This window comes from Pseudomonas sp. NPDC089530 (assembly GCF_050280705.1).
Lineage (GTDB): Bacteria > Pseudomonadota > Gammaproteobacteria > Pseudomonadales > Pseudomonadaceae > Aquipseudomonas.
This window is the reverse complement of the sequence record NZ_JBNNVU010000004.1, coordinates 106,990-123,141: the sequence shown is the minus strand read 5'-3', so window position 1 is coordinate 123,141 and position 16,152 is coordinate 106,990. Positions and strand designations below refer to the sequence as shown.

Annotated in this window: 13 protein-coding genes; 3 read left to right on the top strand and 10 right to left on the bottom strand. The window is 65.9% G+C overall.

Annotated features, from left to right (window positions below):
- Positions 1-43 precede the first annotated feature (43 nt).
- The 3 genes from ACQKQA_RS03080 to ACQKQA_RS03070 are packed head-to-tail and all read right to left on the bottom strand — an operon-like array spanning position 44 to position 2,701.
- Positions 44-385 carry a cupin domain-containing protein gene (locus ACQKQA_RS03080; protein WP_427553370.1) on the bottom strand — a complete coding sequence of 114 codons (342 nt, stop codon included), beginning with the start codon at positions 383-385 and terminating at the stop codon, positions 44-46.
- Between the two features lie 42 nt (positions 386-427).
- Positions 428-1,834: an NAD(P)/FAD-dependent oxidoreductase gene (locus ACQKQA_RS03075; protein WP_427553368.1), complete on the bottom strand. Its 1,407-nt coding sequence runs from the start codon at positions 1,832-1,834 to the stop codon at positions 428-430.
- Between the two features lie 51 nt (positions 1,835-1,885).
- Complete coding sequence (locus ACQKQA_RS03070; RefSeq protein WP_427553366.1) at positions 1,886-2,701, bottom strand: helix-turn-helix domain-containing protein; 816 nt, start codon at positions 2,699-2,701, stop codon at positions 1,886-1,888.
- A gap of 278 nt (positions 2,702-2,979) precedes the next feature.
- Here ACQKQA_RS03070 and ACQKQA_RS03065 point away from each other — a divergent pair, with 278 nt between their 5' ends.
- Positions 2,980-3,249 carry a DUF1652 domain-containing protein gene (locus tag ACQKQA_RS03065; RefSeq protein ID WP_427553364.1) on the top strand — a complete coding sequence of 90 codons (270 nt, stop codon included), beginning with the start codon at positions 2,980-2,982 and terminating at the stop codon, positions 3,247-3,249.
- Between the two features lie 51 nt (positions 3,250-3,300).
- Here ACQKQA_RS03065 and ACQKQA_RS03060 read toward each other — a convergent pair whose 3' ends face one another.
- Positions 3,301-5,760, bottom strand: a complete 2,460-nt coding sequence (locus tag ACQKQA_RS03060; protein ID WP_427553362.1) for a UvrD-helicase domain-containing protein — start codon at positions 5,758-5,760, stop codon at positions 3,301-3,303.
- Positions 5,761-6,044: 284 nt separating this feature from the next.
- Between ACQKQA_RS03060 and ACQKQA_RS03055 the strand changes: the two genes are divergently transcribed.
- Complete coding sequence (locus ACQKQA_RS03055; RefSeq protein ID WP_427553360.1) at positions 6,045-6,740, top strand: pirin family protein; 696 nt, start codon at positions 6,045-6,047, stop codon at positions 6,738-6,740.
- Between the two features lie 64 nt (positions 6,741-6,804).
- Here ACQKQA_RS03055 and pgm read toward each other — a convergent pair whose 3' ends face one another.
- The gene (gene pgm / locus ACQKQA_RS03050; RefSeq protein ID WP_427553358.1) at positions 6,805-8,448 is read right to left on the bottom strand and encodes a phosphoglucomutase (alpha-D-glucose-1,6-bisphosphate-dependent); all 1,644 of its coding nucleotides are present in this window, start codon (positions 8,446-8,448) and stop codon (positions 6,805-6,807) included.
- A 231-nt stretch (positions 8,449-8,679) separates the two neighbouring features.
- Positions 8,680-9,702: a zinc-dependent alcohol dehydrogenase family protein gene (locus tag ACQKQA_RS03045; RefSeq protein WP_427553356.1), complete on the bottom strand. Its 1,023-nt coding sequence runs from the start codon at positions 9,700-9,702 to the stop codon at positions 8,680-8,682.
- Positions 9,703-9,973: 271 nt separating this feature from the next.
- On the opposite strand from ACQKQA_RS03045, the gene ACQKQA_RS03040 reads away from it, so the two are divergent.
- Complete coding sequence (locus tag ACQKQA_RS03040) at positions 9,974-10,888, top strand: LysR family transcriptional regulator (protein WP_075120078.1); 915 nt, start codon at positions 9,974-9,976, stop codon at positions 10,886-10,888.
- Positions 10,889-10,959: 71 nt separating this feature from the next.
- On the opposite strand, the gene ACQKQA_RS03035 is transcribed toward ACQKQA_RS03040, so the two are convergent.
- Genes ACQKQA_RS03035 through ACQKQA_RS03020 form a run of 4 tightly spaced genes read right to left on the bottom strand, consistent with a single transcriptional unit; the run spans position 10,960 to position 16,135 of the window.
- On the bottom strand, positions 10,960-12,186 hold the full coding sequence (locus ACQKQA_RS03035; RefSeq protein WP_427553354.1) for a RhtX/FptX family siderophore transporter: 1,227 nt from the start codon (positions 12,184-12,186) through the stop codon (positions 10,960-10,962).
- Positions 12,187-12,198: 12 nt separating this feature from the next.
- Positions 12,199-13,701 carry a PepSY-associated TM helix domain-containing protein gene (locus ACQKQA_RS03030; protein ID WP_427553352.1) on the bottom strand — a complete coding sequence of 501 codons (1,503 nt, stop codon included), beginning with the start codon at positions 13,699-13,701 and terminating at the stop codon, positions 12,199-12,201.
- Positions 13,698-13,979 (bottom strand): hypothetical protein, encoded by a 282-nt coding sequence (locus tag ACQKQA_RS03025; RefSeq protein WP_427553351.1) that lies wholly within the window; start codon positions 13,977-13,979, stop codon positions 13,698-13,700. The genes ACQKQA_RS03030 and ACQKQA_RS03025 overlap by 4 nt, the downstream gene beginning before the upstream one ends.
- A complete protein-coding gene (locus tag ACQKQA_RS03020) occupies positions 13,979-16,135 on the bottom strand; it encodes a TonB-dependent siderophore receptor (RefSeq protein ID WP_427553349.1) in 2,157 nt (718 codons plus the stop codon). Before ACQKQA_RS03020 ends, ACQKQA_RS03025 begins: the two co-directional genes overlap by 1 nt.
- Positions 16,136-16,152 lie beyond the last annotated feature (17 nt).

Here is a 16,152-nt window from a genome sequence, read left to right as displayed (position 1 = left end):
CGATTCCTGTAGGGGTTGTTGTTATTGGCAGGCAATCAAGGGATCAGAAAATCAACACATAGGTCTTGCGCACAGTTTCCTGGATGTCCCAGATTCCCGTGCTGTTGGCTGGCAACATCAGGGCATCGCCGGCAGCTATGGACAGCGGTTCACCGTTGTCCGGGGTGAAGGTGCAACGGCCCTGGATGAAATGACAGAACTCCTGGGCGACGATCTGCCGGCGCCAGCGCCCGGGCGTGCATTCCCAGATGCCGGTTTCGACACCGTCCTGGCGCTCGACGCAGGTCACCGACGTCACGGCGACCGGGTTGCCCAGGGGCACGGCCATCGGGGCCGATTGCTCCAGAGGAGCGTAGGCGGTGTTCTTGAATTGAGTGATGCTCATGGCGCTACCTGTCGCTGGAAAAAATCGAGATGAACCCGCGGTTCAGTGCATCAGCCCTTCCATGAAACCCGCGACCCGGCTGGCCAGCCGGCGGCGCCAGGGCGGCGTGGCCGGGTTGGCCAGGGTCCGGTCTTCATGGACGAAGCTGCGAATGATCGCGTTGTAGCCCAGCCAGCGGCACGGCTCCGGCTCCCAGGCGCGCAAGGCGTCGAGGCCGCCTTCGGGGATCACCCAGGGCTGGCGCGTCAATTCGTTGTTGCTCTGGAGAATCAGGGCGGCCAGGGTCCGACCGCCCAGGTTGCTGGCGCCGACCCCTTCGCCGCCGTAGCCGCCAGACAGCGCGATACCACGCTGGCGGTCGCAGAACATGTGCGGCCTGAAGTGCCGGGACATGCCCAGGTTGCCGCCCCAGGAGTGGGTGATCCGGACATTTTTCAGCTGCGGAAAAAGCTCGCTGAACAGATAGCGCCGCAGCTCGACTTCGCTGCGGGTCAGGTCGAAGTCGTGACGCAGCTGGCCGGCGAAACGGTAGCCGCCGCGGGCGCCGAACACCAGGCGGTCGTCGGCGCTGCGCTGGCCGTAGGTGACCTGACGACTGCTTTCGCTGAACGCCTGGCCCTGGCTCAGGCCGATCTCATCCCAGGTCGCGGCCGACAAGGGCTCGGTGGCCACCAGCAGGCTTTGCACCGGCAACTGGTAACGGCCCAGGGGCGGCAAGGTCACCCCATAACCCTCCACCGCCGGCACCAGCCACTGGCAACGCACCCGGGCCTTGGCGGTTTGCAGGCTGCCGGATTGCCAGTGACTGACCGGGCTGTTTTCGTAGATCGCCACGCCCAGGCGTTCGACCGCCCGTGCCAGGCCGCGCACCAGTTTCGCCGGCTGGATGGTCGCGCAATGGGGGGCGTAGATGCCACCGTAGGCGTTGGCCACGCGGATCTGCTGCGCCAGTTGCTCGGGGCTCAGCCAGCGGTAGTCGCGCTCGTCGAGCCCCTGACTGTAGAGCTGCTCCAGGTAGCGGCGCTGGCTGGCTTCCTGCTCGGGATAACGCGCCGCGCAATACAGCACCCCGCCCTTGCGGTAATCGCAGTCGATGCCTTCACGTTCGAGGACGCTGGCCACTTCATCGGGAATGCCGTGCAGCAGATCGAAGGAGGCACGGCGCTGCTCGGCGCCGAGCCCGGCCAGCAGCCGGTCCTCCCCCAGCAGGTTGCCCATCAGCCAGCCGCCGTTGCGCCCGGAGGCGCCGAAACCGGCGGTCTGCGCCTCGACGATGGCGATGTTCAGGCTCGGCGCCAGGCGTTTGAGGTAATAGGCGGTCCACAGCCCGGTGTAACCGGCACCGATGATCGCTACGTCGACCTCCAGATCCTGCTCCAGCGCCGGCCGTGCCAACAGCGGCTCGTCGAGCTGATCCATCCACAAACTGATACTGCGCCACGCTGGCATACCCGGACTCCGCAACCCGAACCTCGATGGCGGCGATCCTAGTGCCTGGGCTCAGGGGCTGTCTTGCGCGCGTGCACGCAAAGAAATTTGCCTGGCATAGGCCTTGGGCGACAGGCCGGTGTGCTGGCGGAAACAGCTGTAGAAGGCCGACAACGAGTTGAAACCGGCGGCGAACGCCAGTTCGTCGATGCGCACTGGCGGCGTCGCCTGGTCCAGGGCCGCCAGCAGATGCTGCAGGCGCGCCTGGTTCACGTAGCGGTAGAAACTCTGCCCCAGCACCTGATTGAGCAGGTAGGAGATCTGGTTGCGGCTGTAGCCGCACTCCTGCGCCACCCGCTGCAGGTCCAGCTCCGGGTCCAGATACGGCTGCTGGCCCTCGAAGTACTGCTGCAGGTCCTCGGCCATGACGCCCAGTTGCCGGGGCGACAGGCCCAGGCGGCTGGCCGCCGGCCGCGCGCGCCCCCCGGCCTGGCTCGGCGCCGGCTCGCGCACCAGCGAGGCGTATTCGTTGACGCGCCAGATCAGGCCGTCGCGCACGGTGATCGCCTCGCTGGCGCGAAACGACACCAACCCCTGCCCGCCGCGCAGGGTCACCTGGTACTGAATGAACGCGGTATCGCCGTCCAGGCGGATGCGGTCGCTGTGTTCCAGGGCTTCGTCGGGGGCGCGCGGCATGCTGTTGCGCACGTACTCGCGCAACTCGTCCAGCCCCAGGGTGCGGTTCTGGAAAAAGTCGTTGTACTGGATCTGCGGGTGATACAGCGCCATGACGCCATCGAGGTCGCGGTGCTTCCAGCACAGGTGATAGCGCATCACGGTCTCGCCGGTGGCCTGGGTTTGCGCCGGGCCATCATCGAAGGCAGACATAGGGTACTCGGAGGACGGAAAGGCGCAGCTTGCCGAAGATCGCCCAAGGCTTCAACGGCCAGTGGATCGCCCACCAATACTGGCGTTTTGCCGAAACCGGCGTCGGAAATGACCTGCAGCAAAAAAATGTGAGGCAATCGCCAAACGGCCTGAAAAAAAACGCTGAGTGTCACAACCCGGTGCTATTTTTAAAAACTCCACAGGTTGGGCCAGCGACGGCCTTTCCATCACCTACCGTGAGCACAGGGACGCGCTCAACGAACCAAGGTGGGCACCCTATGAGTAGCGTCTCCTCCAGCAAAGTCACCTTTCCCAACGCCTGCCAGTTGATGCGCTGGCATTTTCACCCGATAGGCTTCGAAGCCAGCATGGATGCGCCCGGCAGCATGATCGCCCGGCTCTTCGACCGCGCCAGCGGCGAAACCATGATCGCCATCGCCGGCATCCCCTGCGCCACCGTGATGAACGCCACCGATGTCGAACGCATCATCGAGGCCGTGGAAGACGAGCTGGAGGCCTTCATGCCCCCACTCGCACTCAAGGCCTAGGGCACTCAAGTACCCCTGGTTGTTTTCAAGCCCGCCTTGCCGCGGGCTTTTTCATGCCCGCAGATCGGCGAAGAACGGCTTGTCCCCGGCAATCCGGTCCGATGCCTTGGGCGCATTGGCGGCCTGGGTGTCCGGGCGATCCACATACCAATAGCAGTGTTTCACCGCCCGGGTGATGCCGACATAGGCCAGGCGCAGGGTCTCGTCCTTCTGCGCGCTGTCGTAGGGCTCGCTGTCGCCATCCTTGCCCAAGCCGGCCATGCGATAGACCTGGTTCTTGTAAGGCGAACTGGTCAGGTGCTGGCAATCGCCCAGCAGGAAAACCGCGTCCGCCTGCAAGCCCTTGGAGCTGTGATAGGTCAGTTGCTTGAGGCGTCGGCTCTCTGCCGGCAACCTAGAATCAACATTAACTATTGGATAAATATGTTCTTCAATCAATGACTTATCGCTACTTTTTCGAAATAGCATCAAGATCGAATCGCCATTGCGGTAGTGCTCCGCCAGCCGCGCCGCCAGGCCCTGGTCGTCACGATCCAGGACATTCACCGGCAACGCCTCCTTGGGTTCGCCGCTGGCCTTGGCCTTCTTCCCGGCAATCGCCGGCGCCGCGCGGACGATATGCTCCGCCGCGTCGATGATATGCTGATGGCTGCGGTAGTTCTCGCTGAGCATCACCCGGCTGGTCGCCGGCGACGGGAACTCCTGGTTGAATTCCATGAAGTACTTCGGCGAACTGCCGCGCCAGCCGTAGATCGACTGCCAGTCATCCCCCACGCAGAGCAACGACGAGCGCTGCGCACCGCGCCCGACATGCATCGCCGGCCCGCGGCTGCGGATCTCCCGCAGGCTGGCGCGGATCCAGGAGACGATCTGCGGCGAGACGTCCTGGAACTCGTCGATCATCAGGTGCGACATCGGTCGCAGGCGCTCGTCGCTGAGCAGCTTGAAGTTCTCCGGGGTGTTCTCGCCGAACAACGCGAACATGCGGTTGTAGCTCATGATCGGTGGCGACTGATCGAGCAGATGATCGTCCAGCGCCCGCCAGAACAGGCTCAGGGCCTCGAAGAAGTAGCGATCCGGGTCGTCCCGGGGGAACACCATCTGCCCCACGGCCACCGCCACATCCAGCCCCAGGTTCTCGATAAACCCGGCCGCGGCGACAAAACAGTCCAGCAGCGGCGCCGAAGCCAGCTCGCCCTTGACCTTGTAATCGAAGCCCGGCCCGGCACTGGCATCGCCGGCCAGGGACGCTAGAACGCGCTTTGCAGAATCATAACTATCCAGCCAAATCATAGGCTTACGACAGAAAGCTTGAAACAGGGTGCGTTTTACCGCCCATTCCGCGCGCACCGAAAGCTTCGAGCCGGGGCGACTCAGTTGCGGGTTTTCCCGCGGGTCGAACCCCAGCACCACCCAGGCATCCAGTTCAGGCGCGTAGCCATGGCAATGGAACTGCGAGCCGTTGATCTCGAACGTCTGCCGGTTCGGCTCGATGCCCTTGATCGGCCAGGCCCCGGCGCGAAACCACAGGTCTTCCAGGGTGTCGCACAGCTCTTCGTCACGCTTGGCCGCCAATTCGGTCACGGCCATGCGCTTTTGCACATCCGGGTGATCGCGCTCCAGCTCCCTGAGTTGCAGGGCATGGCGCAACAACGGCTTGATCGCCTCGCGGAAACGCCCGTCGCGCTGGTGCAAGGCGTGATAGCAGGCATTCAGGTGCTGGCGCTGGGCATCGTTGATCCGCAGGTCGAACGGATTGCTGTCGGCCTCCAGATCCCCCGTCGCCGCACGATCGCTGAGGTTCTCGAACGCCTGCAGGCGCTCGAAGCCCGGCAGGCTGCGCACCATCGGCAGAATGCGCGAATGGAAGGTACGCACCAGGTCCCGCGCCGCCTTGAGGTCAAGCGGCCGCCCCCAGAGCGCGAACACCTCCAGCAGCTTATCGATGAAGTCCTTGCGCGACTCCCGGGTGAAGGTCACCACGGTCATCGAGTCGAGTTCGAAGCCCAGGTAATGAGTGAGCAGCAGGATGCGCAGGACCAGGGAGGTCGACTTGCCGGCCCCGGCGCCGGCGATCACCGAGGTCGACGGTGTTTCGCTGAAGATCATCTTCCATTGCGCGGCGCTGGGCTGGGCGTGGGCCGGCAGCAGGCGGCCGACGTCGGCCTTGATGCGCTTCTTCAGCTCGGCGTTCAGGGGCAGGTGCCAGTCGTCGAACAACAGATCGTCGACCCCGGGCGCCGGATGCTCGGTGCTACGGCTGTCACGGATCAGCAGCACCTGGCGGCCCTGCTCCAGCCCCTCGGCCATGCCCTCCCGGTAACCGTACTCCACCCCGGCGGTATGCCCGCTGCGGAAACCGTCCGCCTGGCCGTGCAGCCAGGAAGCGCGATGCTGGGCGCGCAGGCGGCTCAGGCCGAGACCGAAGAACCTCGCCGCCAACCGCTTGAACAGCGGCATGTCGGCCAGGGGCAAGAGTTCGGGAGGAAGATCGGGGGTGTGTTGCGGCACGCTGACTCCAGGGTGTGGGGCTGTGTGGGGGCGGCAGAGAAATGTGGCGCCTATGGTCGCCGCATTTGCCGAGCAGTTCTAGCTAAATGCTTACAGGTCATTCACTTAAGCGATGAACTGAAGGTAGAACCCTCAAATTAATATCAATTTATTAGATTGGATTACGGCATTTTTTGCGCTTTTTATCGATGATTGGCTGATAGATGATGCTCGCCATCAATCACCGGTCTCGTGCTGCGGCCTCCTGGAATGGGCCCCATGACGAACCCTGACAGGAGACGATCATGCTTGAACTCAGACCCTTCAAATCCCTGGGCGGCGCCCATCATGGCTGGTTGGATGCCCATCACCACTTTTCGTTCGCCGAGTACTACGACCCCAAACGCATGAACTGGGGCAACCTGCGGGTGTGGAACGACGACGTGATCGCCCCCGGCAGCGGCTTCCCACAGCACCCGCACCGGGACATGGAGATCATCACTTACGTCCGCGAAGGGGCCATTTCCCACCAGGACAACCTGGGCAACAAGGGCCGCACCGAGGCTGGCGATGTGCAGGTGATGAGCGCCGGTACCGGGATCGCCCACAGCGAGTACAACCTGGAGTCCAGCGCAACCAAGATCTTCCAGATCTGGATCATCCCCAACGAAACCGGCACCGCGCCGTCCTGGGGCGCCAAACCGTTCCCCAAAGGCCTGCGCGAGGGATTCGTGACCCTGGCCAGCGGCAAGCGCGGCGATGACCAGAGCCTGCGGATCCGTGCCGATGCGCGCCTGGTGGCCGCCAACCTGAAGGCTGGCGAGTCCGCCGAGTACGCGCTGGATGCGGGGCGCCGCGCCTACCTGGTGCCGGCCACCGGGGTGATTGAAGTCAATGGCTTGCGCGCCGAAGCCCGCGACGGCGTTGCGGTGCAGGATGAACGCCTGCTGCGGGTCACCGCCATCGAGGACAGTGAAATCGTCCTGGTGGATCTGGCTTGAGATAGCACCAATAAAAAAGGGGGCGACCGTCTGGTCGCCCCCTTTTTTTGTCCAGCCTGTCGGATCAGCCGCTGATCGCGCCATCCACCAGGGTCTGGGCTTCCTGCACCAGTTGTTTCAGGTGATCGTCGCCGATAAAGCTCTCGGCGTAGATCTTGTAGATGTCCTCGGTGCCCGATGGACGCGCCGCGAACCAGCCGTTCTCGGTCATGACCTTGAGGCCGCCGATCGCCTGCTCGTTGCCCGGCGCATGGCTGAGGATCTTCTGGATGGTCTCGCCGGCCAGTTGGGTCGAAGTCACCTGCTCCGGCGACAGTTTGCCGAGCAGCGCCTTCTGCTGCGGATTGGCCTTGGCATCGACCCGCACCGAGAACGGCTCGCCCAACTCGTCGCACAGGGCGCGGTAGGCCTGGCTCGGGTCGCGGCCGGTGCGCGCGGTCATTTCCGCGGCCAGCAGGGCCGGAATCAGGCCGTCCTTGTCGGTGCTCCAGACACCGCCGTCCTTGCGCAGGAACGAGGCGCCGGCGCTTTCTTCACCGCCAAAGCCGAGGGAGCCGTCGAACAGACCGTCGGCGAACCACTTGAAGCCCACCGGCACTTCATACAGGCGACGCCCCAGGCGCGCGGCCACACGGTCGATCAGGCCGCTGCTGACCACGGTCTTGCCCACGGCCGCGTCGGCGCGCCAGTGCGGACGGTTCTGGAACAGGTAGTCGATGGACACCGCCAGGTAGTTGTTCGGCGCCAGCAGGCCGCCGCTCGGGGTCACGATGCCGTGGCGGTCGTGGTCCGGGTCGCAGCCGAAGGCCACGTCGAAACGGTCCTTCAGGCCGATCAGGCCTTGCATCGCATGGGTGGAGGACGGGTCCATGCGGATCTGGCCGTCCCAGTCGACGGACATGAAGCGGAAGGTGGCATCGACTTGTTTGTTGACCACCTCCAGGTCCAGGCGATAGTGCTCGGCGATCGCCGACCAGTAGCGCACCCCTGCTCCGCCCAGCGGATCGACGCCCAGGCGCAGCTTGGCGTTGCGGATCGCGTCCAGGTCGATGACGTTGATCAGGTCGGCGACATAGCTGTTGACGTAGTCGTGGCGGTGGGTGGTCGGGGCTTTCAGCGCCTGCTCGTAGCTGATGCGCTTGACGCCGGCCAGCTTGTTGGCCAGCAGTTCGTTGGCCTTGGCTTCGATCCACTTGGTGATGTGGGTGTCGGCCGGGCCGCCGTTGGTGGGGTTGTACTTGAAGCCACCGCTTTGCGGCGGGTTGTGCGACGGGGTGATCACGATGCCGTCGGCCAGGCCGCTGGTACGGCCGCGGTTGTAGCAGAGAATCGCATGGGACACCGCCGGCGTCGGGGTGTACTCATCGCCCGCGGCGATCATCACGGTCACGCCGTTGGCGGCCAGTACTTCCAGAGCGCTGGCGCCGGCCGGCGTGGACAGTGCGTGGGTATCGATGCCGACGAACAGCGGGCCATCGATGCCCTGGGACTGGCGATACAGGCAGATCGCCTGGCTGATGGCCAGGACATGCCATTCGTTGAAACTCAGATCGAACGAGCTGCCACGATGCCCCGAGGTGCCGAAGGCGACACGCTGGGTGGAGATGGCGGCATCGGGCTGGCCGGTGTAATAGGCCGTTACCAGTCGCGGAATATCGACCAACAATTCTGTCGGTGCCGGCTTGCCCGCAAAAGGACTGAGTGTCATGCAAAACCTCGGGAAAAGGATGGTTCGGTGAGTGCTGCGCAGTTTACTGGCAGTTTGACCGCAGCGCGACGGGATCTATCCGTGACGGCCCGCACAGTCGGCAGGCGTAACGGTCTGTCCAAGATAGGCCATTCCCCGCAAGCGCGCAGAAGCCCCTCGGGACCGAGGCCGGAATAAGGAAAGGAGAAACAGAAACGCCAGGGCCCACGATGGTGGGCCCTGGCATCGGGATCAGGCCGGTTCGACCTGCAAGGCGACCCGTTCGCGACACGGACACTCGTCCATGTAGCGGTGGGCTTCGACGAACTGGTCGAAGCCGAAGACCCGGGTCTTCAGCGGTATCAGCACCCGATCCGCCGTCAGCTGGTTGATGTCGCGCAAGGCGCGCTGCAGGGCCACCTGGTCCTGGACGATGCCCAGTTCGGGCTTGCCGGTGAAGTTGCCGATGCAGTGCACGAAAAACTGGATGTTCTTCTGGAACGCCGCGCAGGCCGGGAACGGGGTCTGGTTGCCGCCCTGCAGGCCGTACAGCACCAGGCTGCCACGCGGCGCCAGGACATCGCCGAGCATCGACATCTGCGGGCCGCCCAGGCCATCGAACACCACGTCGACGCCGCGGTTGTCGGTGTACTTGTTGATCTGCATGAGCAGGTCCTGCTCTTCGGTGACGATGACCTTCTCGGCACCCAGGGACAGCAGGTATTCACGCTCTTCGGCGGTCTTGGTCGCGGCGATCACCCGCACGCCGAGCGCCTTGCCCAACTGGACGAAGGACGGACCGGCGCAATGGCTGGCATCGGTGACCAGGGCGAACTGCCCGGGCTTGACCCGCGCCAGGTCGGCATAGGCGAAGTAGGCCACCAGCAGCGGCGTGTAGTGCACGGCCGCTTCGATCGGGCTGAGCACGTCGGGATAGCGGGTCAGCGCCGAGCGCGGCAGCACGATCAGTTCGCCGTAGACTGGGTAATCGTTCGGGCTTTCGGCCGGGAAACTGGCGACCTTGTCACCGACGGCCAGGTCGTCGACGCCTTCGCCGACGGCGGTCACCACGCCGGCCATCTCATGGCCCAGGCCGGACGGCAGGCGGGCATGGGAGGACGCCAGGTTCTGGCGCCAGAGTACGTCGTACCAACTGATGCCGATCGCTTCGACACGTACCTGCACTTCGCCTGGCGCAGGCAAAGCGGCCGCATGCTCTTCGCACTTGAGCACCTCGGCCGGACCAAACTTGTGAAAACGGATCGTGCGGGACATCGCAAACCTCGTCAAAGTAACCTCTAATGCCCTGAACTCTATCTGGGCTTTCTGGCCAAGACCATCAGTGGCTATTAATAGTCGACATGCCTGTCATTGATTCCGCAGCACCTGCAACAACGCCAAAACAGCGTGCCAGAGCGAAGGGCTGCTTACAGGAAAAAAACAATTAGCCGGTGCAGAGTAGCAGCCTTTCCCCGTAAGATTCATGCCGGCCATTGTTCTCATATGGCTGCTCTCGTCAAGTTTGCTGACTCTGCCAGGACTCAAGATGAATCGTAATGACCTGCGTCGTGTCGACCTGAACCTGTTGATCGTGTTCGAAACACTGATGCATGAACGCAGCGTGACCCGGGCGGCGGAGAAACTGTTCCTCGGCCAGCCGGCCATCAGCGCGGCGTTGTCGCGCCTGCGCAGCCTGTTCGACGATCCGCTGTTCGTGCGCACCGGGCGCAGCATGGAACCTTCGGCCCGGGCGGTGGAAATCTTCGCCCTGCTCTCGCCCGCCCTGGACTCGATCTCCACCGCGGTCAGCCGCGCCGCCGAATTCGACCCGGCGACCAGCACCGCGGTGTTCCGCATCGGCCTGTCCGACGATGTCGAGTTCGCCCTGCTGCCGATGCTGCTCAAGCGCCTGCGCGCCGAAGCGCCGGGCATCGTGCTGGTGGTGCGCCGCGCCAACTACCTGCTGATGCCGGCCCTGCTGGCTTCCGGCGAAATTTCCATCGGCGTCAGCTACACCCAGGACCTGCCGGCCAACGCCAAGCGCAAGGTGCTGCGCCGCAGCCTGCCCAAGTTGCTACGGGCCGACAGCATGCCGGGCGCCCTGAGCCTCGACGACTTCTGCGCCCGGCCCCACGCCCTGGTGTCGTTCGCCGGCGACCTCAGCGGCTTCATCGACGAAGAACTGGAAAAACTCGGACGCAAGCGCCACGTGGTGCTCGCAGTGCCGCAGTTCAACGGCCTGAGCACCCTGCTCACCGGCACCGATATCGTCGCCACCGTCCCGGACTACACCGCCGACGCCCTGACCGCCGCTGGCGGCGTGCGCGCCGAAGACCCGCCCCTGCCGACCCGCAGCTTCGAGCTGCATATGGCCTGGCGCGGCTCCCAGGACAACGACCCGGGCGAACGCTGGTTGCGCTCGCGGATCCAGATGTTTTTTGGCGATCCGGACAGCCTCTGAAACCAGGGGATACCCCCTTGCACGCCTGATCGGCACATCGTTCCCACCCGGGAACGATGCCTGCCTCTCCCCTAAACCTGCGCCCTGCGCCCGGCCCGATAGCGGGCCAGGTTCGACGCCACCAGCAATGCCAGCAGCGCCATCGCGGCGCCGGCGAGGAAGCCGCCGCTGTAGCCGACCTGGGCGGTCAGGGCCAGCAAGAGCGAGGACGAGAGCATTTCGCCGAGGTCGCGGGTGCTCTGCACCGCGGTCATGTCGGTGCCGGCCTGGTCGCCCTGCGCGGCGAAGGCCATGGAGGCGGTCATGATCGCCACCGAAGTCGCCCCGGTGGCGAACGAACCCAGGCCTACCGCCAGCCAGATCAAGCCGATCTGCGGCGCCACCGTTCCCGTGGCCTGCAGCAGCCAGATCATCGCGGCGCAGCCGGCCATGCCCACCGCCAGCATGAACGCCGGCCACAAGCCCAGGACCCGGATCAGCCAGGCGCCGCCCCCGCAACCCAGGACGATGGTCACCACCCCGCCGCTGATGCCCAGCTGGCCGATGGCCTGCAAGGACCAGCCGGCATCGTTGAGGAACAGCTTCGACAGGCCGAACCCCGAGACCGAGGTCATGGCCGACAGCAACGCCAGCAGCACCAGGGCCAGGGCCTGCGGCCGCTTGATAAAGCGCAGCAGGCTGGCGTGCGCCACGTCCCGCTGCATTGGCGCGACCGATGCCGCGCTCAGCCAGCCGACGCAGCACAGGCTCGCCAGCGGCACCAGCGCCAACAGGCCAAAGGCGCTGGCCTGCCCCAGGTAGCCGCTGAGCAGCAAGGTCCCGGCGCCGCCGACAAAGAAGCCGACCATGGTGCCGCCGACCTGGATCGCGTTGATCCGGGCCAGCAGGTCGCCACTGAAATACTCGGCGGCCATGCCGTCGGTGGCGATGTCCTGGGTGGCACTGGCCAGCGAGGCGAGGATCAGCAGGGCCACGGCCCAGCCGGCGGTTTCGACACTCAGGCCGATGCTCGCCAGGGTGGCGATGCACAGCAGCACCAGCACCTGCATCGGTATGATCCAGCTGCGCCGCCGCCCCAGGCGGGCGTTCCAGTGATTGTCGACCACCGGCGCCCAGATGAACTTCACCACCCACGGCACGCCCACCAACGGCAGGAAGGCCAGGGCGTGGAGCGCGGCGCCGTCGTGGCGCAGCAGGGTCGGCAAAGCGTCCATGGCGATGCCGAAGCAAATGCCCTGGGACAGGTACAACAGGGCGAACGTCAGCACCATGCGCCAGTGTTTCAATAGATCCAGCATGTGAGTCTCCAATCAGTAAGCGTTGGCGTCGGCAATCCGTGCCGAACGCGTAGAAAAAACCAGCCGGCGCGCCGCCCACAGCGCGCTGGCGCCGCCCAGCGACAGCACCAGGTCGACGGGCCAGACGGCCAGGTTCTGGTGGCTCAGGCTGGCGCCCAGGTGCAGCGTCCCGGCGGCCAGATACGCCACGCCGGCCACGGCCAGCAGCAAAGGCAGCGGTTGCCGCCGCGGCGGCAGAACGCAGGCCAGCAAAAGGCTGGCGCCCCAGCCACCCCAGAACCACCAGCCCAGGCCATGGCGCGGAAGCAGTCCCAGGCTGACTAGAGCCCCCGCGCAGAGCAGCACGGCGCTGGCCACCAGCAAGCCGCCGCAGCCGCCGACCACCAGGCGCAGCAGCACCTGCCAACCGGCGCCCGGCCGGACCCGCCGCCGCTCCAGCCACAGGTACAGGCCGCTGAGGACCAGCCCCGCCGCCGCCAGCGCCATGCTGAAATGCAGCGCGCGCAGCAGCGGCCCCGCCTGGGGCAGCCAGCGATAGTCGGCAAAGTGCAGCGGCTGCACGGCAATGAACGCCTGCAACCAGAAGCTGCGCCCGCTGGCACTGCTATTGCCCAGCGGCAAGCCGTCGTCCCCGCGGTAGGTATGGCGCTCGAACACCGCAGTGCTGGGCAGCCCCTGCTGAATGCCGGCCACTTCCAGCCACGCCTGGGGCTCGCCCCAGCGATGCAGCGCGATGCTCTGGGCGACGAAGCCCGGGTGCGCCGCGGCGTCGTTGCGCAGCAGCCAATCGAGATCGAGCGCCGGCGCCGCAGTGGCCTGCGGGTCGACCTGGGGCGGCGCGCCCAGCAGTTGCATGAACGCCTGCTGCGGCGCCCCGGGAAACGCCTGCCCGGCCAGGCCCAGGGTGCCGAGGGCGCCCAGCCCGGACAGCGCCCCGGTGACCCCGAACAGCACCAGCCAGGGCCCGGCCCAGCAGCCGATCAAGCTGTGCAGGTCATGGGCCAGCACCCGCGCCCCCCGGTCCCGGCGCAAGCGCTTGAGGTCCCGCAGGCGCCCGCTGTGCAGAGCGCTGCCGGCCACGATCAGCAGCAACAACACCACACCCAGCAGGCTGACCAGGACCCGTCCGGGGAAACCGAGGAACAGGCTCTTGTGCAGGTTGAACGGGATATCCGCGGCGCTCACGGGCGCCAGTTCGCGGCCCGTGGCCGGGTCCAATACCAGGGCGCAGTCCTTGGGTGACGCGCAGAGTTCCACCGCCGGATGAGCGCTGTCCGGCAGGCGAATGCGCAATTCCCCCAGCGCCAGGCCCCGGGCGCGGGCGATGTCCAGCCATTGCCCCAGCGGCAGCGCCGGCCCCGGGGCCAGCGCCGCCGGGCCGCGGAACCAGGTGCGCAACTCTTCATGGGCCATGCTCCAGGCCCCGGTCAGCAGAATCACGAACAGCAGCGCGCCGAACACGCCGCCGGCGCCGGCATGCACGCGCTGCACCAGCGCCCGGGGTGCGCCCATCATGACCAGGCCCCGTCCCACAGCAGCCAGGGGGTGAACAGCAGCAACCAGACGCCCGAGCGATAGACCACGCGCTGGCGATCGGGGGCCAGCAGCGCCCACAGCAGTACCGCCACCAGGAATCCCAACCCGAGGAAGATGCCGGCGTACAGACGCTCCAGCCCGCCGCCCCAGGGATAATGCCGCGCCAGCAGCACCGCCAGTTGCAGGCTGCTGAGCACGCTGCCCGCCAGCGCGAGGCCGACGCGCAGCGGCCAGGGCCCGAGGCCTGGCGCGGCCATCAGAACGTGCCTCGCAGGGTCAGGTTGAGGCTGCGCGGCTCGCCGTAGCGGTTGTTCCAGTTGGGGCTCGCCAGGCTCTGGTAATACTTGCGGTCCGCCAGGTTGTTGCCGTTGACCGAGGCGGTCCAGTGCTCGTCGATGCGATAGGCCACCCGCGCATTGAGCAAGGCGTAGCCGCCCTGCTCCATCGACACGCTGCCCGATTGCGTGGAGAAATCGCTCTGCGCCTGCACCCCGGCGCCCAGGCTCCAGCGCCGGTCCTGCCACGGCAGGTCGTATTGGCTCCACAACCGCAGCAGGTGCCGCGGGGTGAACTCGGCGTAGCGCGCGCCCGAAGAACTGCTGGTGTCCTTGAGGTACTCGGTGGTGGTGTAGGTATAGCCGGCGAACAGGCTCCAGTCGGGGGTGAGGTAGCCGCTGCTTTCCAGCTCGAAGCCCTGGCTGCGGACCTTGCCGCCGCTGATGTAGAAGGTGTTCGGCCCCGCGCCCGGGTGGTCCGGGTCGACCTGGGGGTTGTTTTCCAGGTCGATGCGGAACGCCGCCAGGGACAGATTCAGGCGGCCGTCCATCAACTCGCCCTTGATCCCGGTTTCGTAGGTCTTGCCCTCCACCGGCTTGAGCAACTCGCCGTTCCAGGTCTGCAAGCTCTGCGGCTGGTAGACCTCGGCGTAGCTGGCGTACCACGACCACTGTTGGGCGAAGTCCCAGATCAGGCCGCCGTAGGGGGTGATCTCGCGCCCGGGCTTGAGCCGGTCGCTCGGCGCATCCTGCTCCCACCAGTTGGCGCGGGCGCCCAGCACCAGGGTCAGCGGCTCCAGCAGCTTGAAACGGGTCAGCGCATAGACCCCCTTGGAGGTGATGGTGGTCGAGCCCGGCGAGGTATAGGGGCCGATCCCCGGCTTGGGCACGCTGTGGGGGTCCCAGCGATAGACGTTCACCGGCACGTTCAGCGGCGTGGTGAAGCTCGCCGTGCGTTGCTCGGTTTCGCCCTGGCTGTAGTTGCTGCCCAGCAACAGTTCGTGGCTGCGGCCGAACAAGGAAAACGGCCCGTTGACCGAGGCATCCAGGCTCTTCTGGGTGCTCTCGAACTTGTACGCCCCGCTCATCAGGCGGGCACCGTCGCCGGTCAGCGGGTCGATGGCACCGAAGGCGCCGGCATAGCGCAGTTCGGAGTCGACGTCCTGGTACTCGGCGGCGACCTTGGCTTTCCAGTCGTGGTCCAGTTGCTGCTCCAGGGAGCCGAAGAACCGCCGCGTGGTCCACTGGAAGCGGTCCCAGTCGACATCCAGGTAAGTGGAACGCGGCAGGTTCAGGCTCGAACCGTCCTTGGCCATCGGCACGCCGGCCATGTTGGTCACCGAATCGATGGTCTGGTACTGCGCGCCCAGGGTCAGCAGGGTGTCCGGGCTCAGGTCGAACTCGGTGATGCCGTAGAGCAACTGCGTATCTTGCTGGCCGATGTCGTAGAAGTAGTCGCGGTCTTCATAGGCCGCGACCACCCGTCCCCGCACGTTGCCGGTCGCGGTCAGCGGCCCGCCCACGTCCACCTCGCCCCGATAGCGGTCCCAGGAACCGCCGCTGAGGGTGGTGCTGGCGGCAAACGCCTGTTGCGGGCGCTTGCGCACCAGGTTGACCGTGGCCGCCGGGTTGCCGGTACCGTGCAGCAAGCCGTTGGAGCCGCGCAGGATCTCGACCCGTTCGTACACCGCCATGTCCTGCGGCGAGCTGGCCGTGTCGCCGAGCAAGGCCGGCACGCCGTCCAGTTCGAAGGAATTGACCTTGAAGCCGCGCACGTAATACGCGGTGGTCAGCAACTGGAACGGCTGCACGGTGACCCCGGTGGCCTGCTGCATCACTTCGTCGAGGCTGAACAGGTTCTGCTGCTCGATGCGCTCGCGGTCCATCACGCTCACCGATTGCGGGGTTTCCCGCAGCTTGAGCGGCAGCTTGCCGATGGTGGTGACGCCCGGGGCGATGGCCCCGGCCGAAGTGTCCTCACCGGCGATCTCGATATTGCCCAGCTGCAGCGTCCCGCTGTCGTCCTGGGCGGCGACGGCCATTGCCAAAGGGTTCAGGCCCAGTACCAGGACCATCCCCAGATGCGTCCTGCCGCGCCTCGAACCCGCCCCTGCCTTTACTGCTCCCCGGTATGACATTGCCCCGTCCATTTTTC

Coding starts and splice junctions, on each gene's coding strand:
- ACQKQA_RS03080 (WP_427553370.1), bottom strand. CDS start 385: ATGAGCATCACTCAATTCAAGAACACCGCCTACGCTCCTCTGGAGCAA.
- ACQKQA_RS03075 (WP_427553368.1), bottom strand. CDS start 1,834: ATGCCAGCGTGGCGCAGTATCAGTTTGTGGATGGATCAGCTCGACGAG.
- ACQKQA_RS03070 (WP_427553366.1), bottom strand. CDS start 2,701: ATGTCTGCCTTCGATGATGGCCCGGCGCAAACCCAGGCCACCGGCGAG.
- ACQKQA_RS03065 (WP_427553364.1), top strand. CDS start 2,980: ATGAGTAGCGTCTCCTCCAGCAAAGTCACCTTTCCCAACGCCTGCCAG.
- ACQKQA_RS03055 (WP_427553360.1), top strand. CDS start 6,045: ATGCTTGAACTCAGACCCTTCAAATCCCTGGGCGGCGCCCATCATGGC.
- pgm (WP_427553358.1), bottom strand. CDS start 8,448: ATGACACTCAGTCCTTTTGCGGGCAAGCCGGCACCGACAGAATTGTTG.
- ACQKQA_RS03045 (WP_427553356.1), bottom strand. CDS start 9,702: ATGTCCCGCACGATCCGTTTTCACAAGTTTGGTCCGGCCGAGGTGCTC.
- ACQKQA_RS03040 (WP_075120078.1), top strand. CDS start 9,974: ATGAATCGTAATGACCTGCGTCGTGTCGACCTGAACCTGTTGATCGTG.
- ACQKQA_RS03035 (WP_427553354.1), bottom strand. CDS start 12,186: ATGCTGGATCTATTGAAACACTGGCGCATGGTGCTGACGTTCGCCCTG.
- ACQKQA_RS03030 (WP_427553352.1), bottom strand. CDS start 13,701: ATGATGGGCGCACCCCGGGCGCTGGTGCAGCGCGTGCATGCCGGCGCC.
- ACQKQA_RS03025 (WP_427553351.1), bottom strand. CDS start 13,979: ATGGCCGCGCCAGGCCTCGGGCCCTGGCCGCTGCGCGTCGGCCTCGCG.
- ACQKQA_RS03020 (WP_427553349.1), bottom strand. CDS start 16,135: ATGTCATACCGGGGAGCAGTAAAGGCAGGGGCGGGTTCGAGGCGCGGC.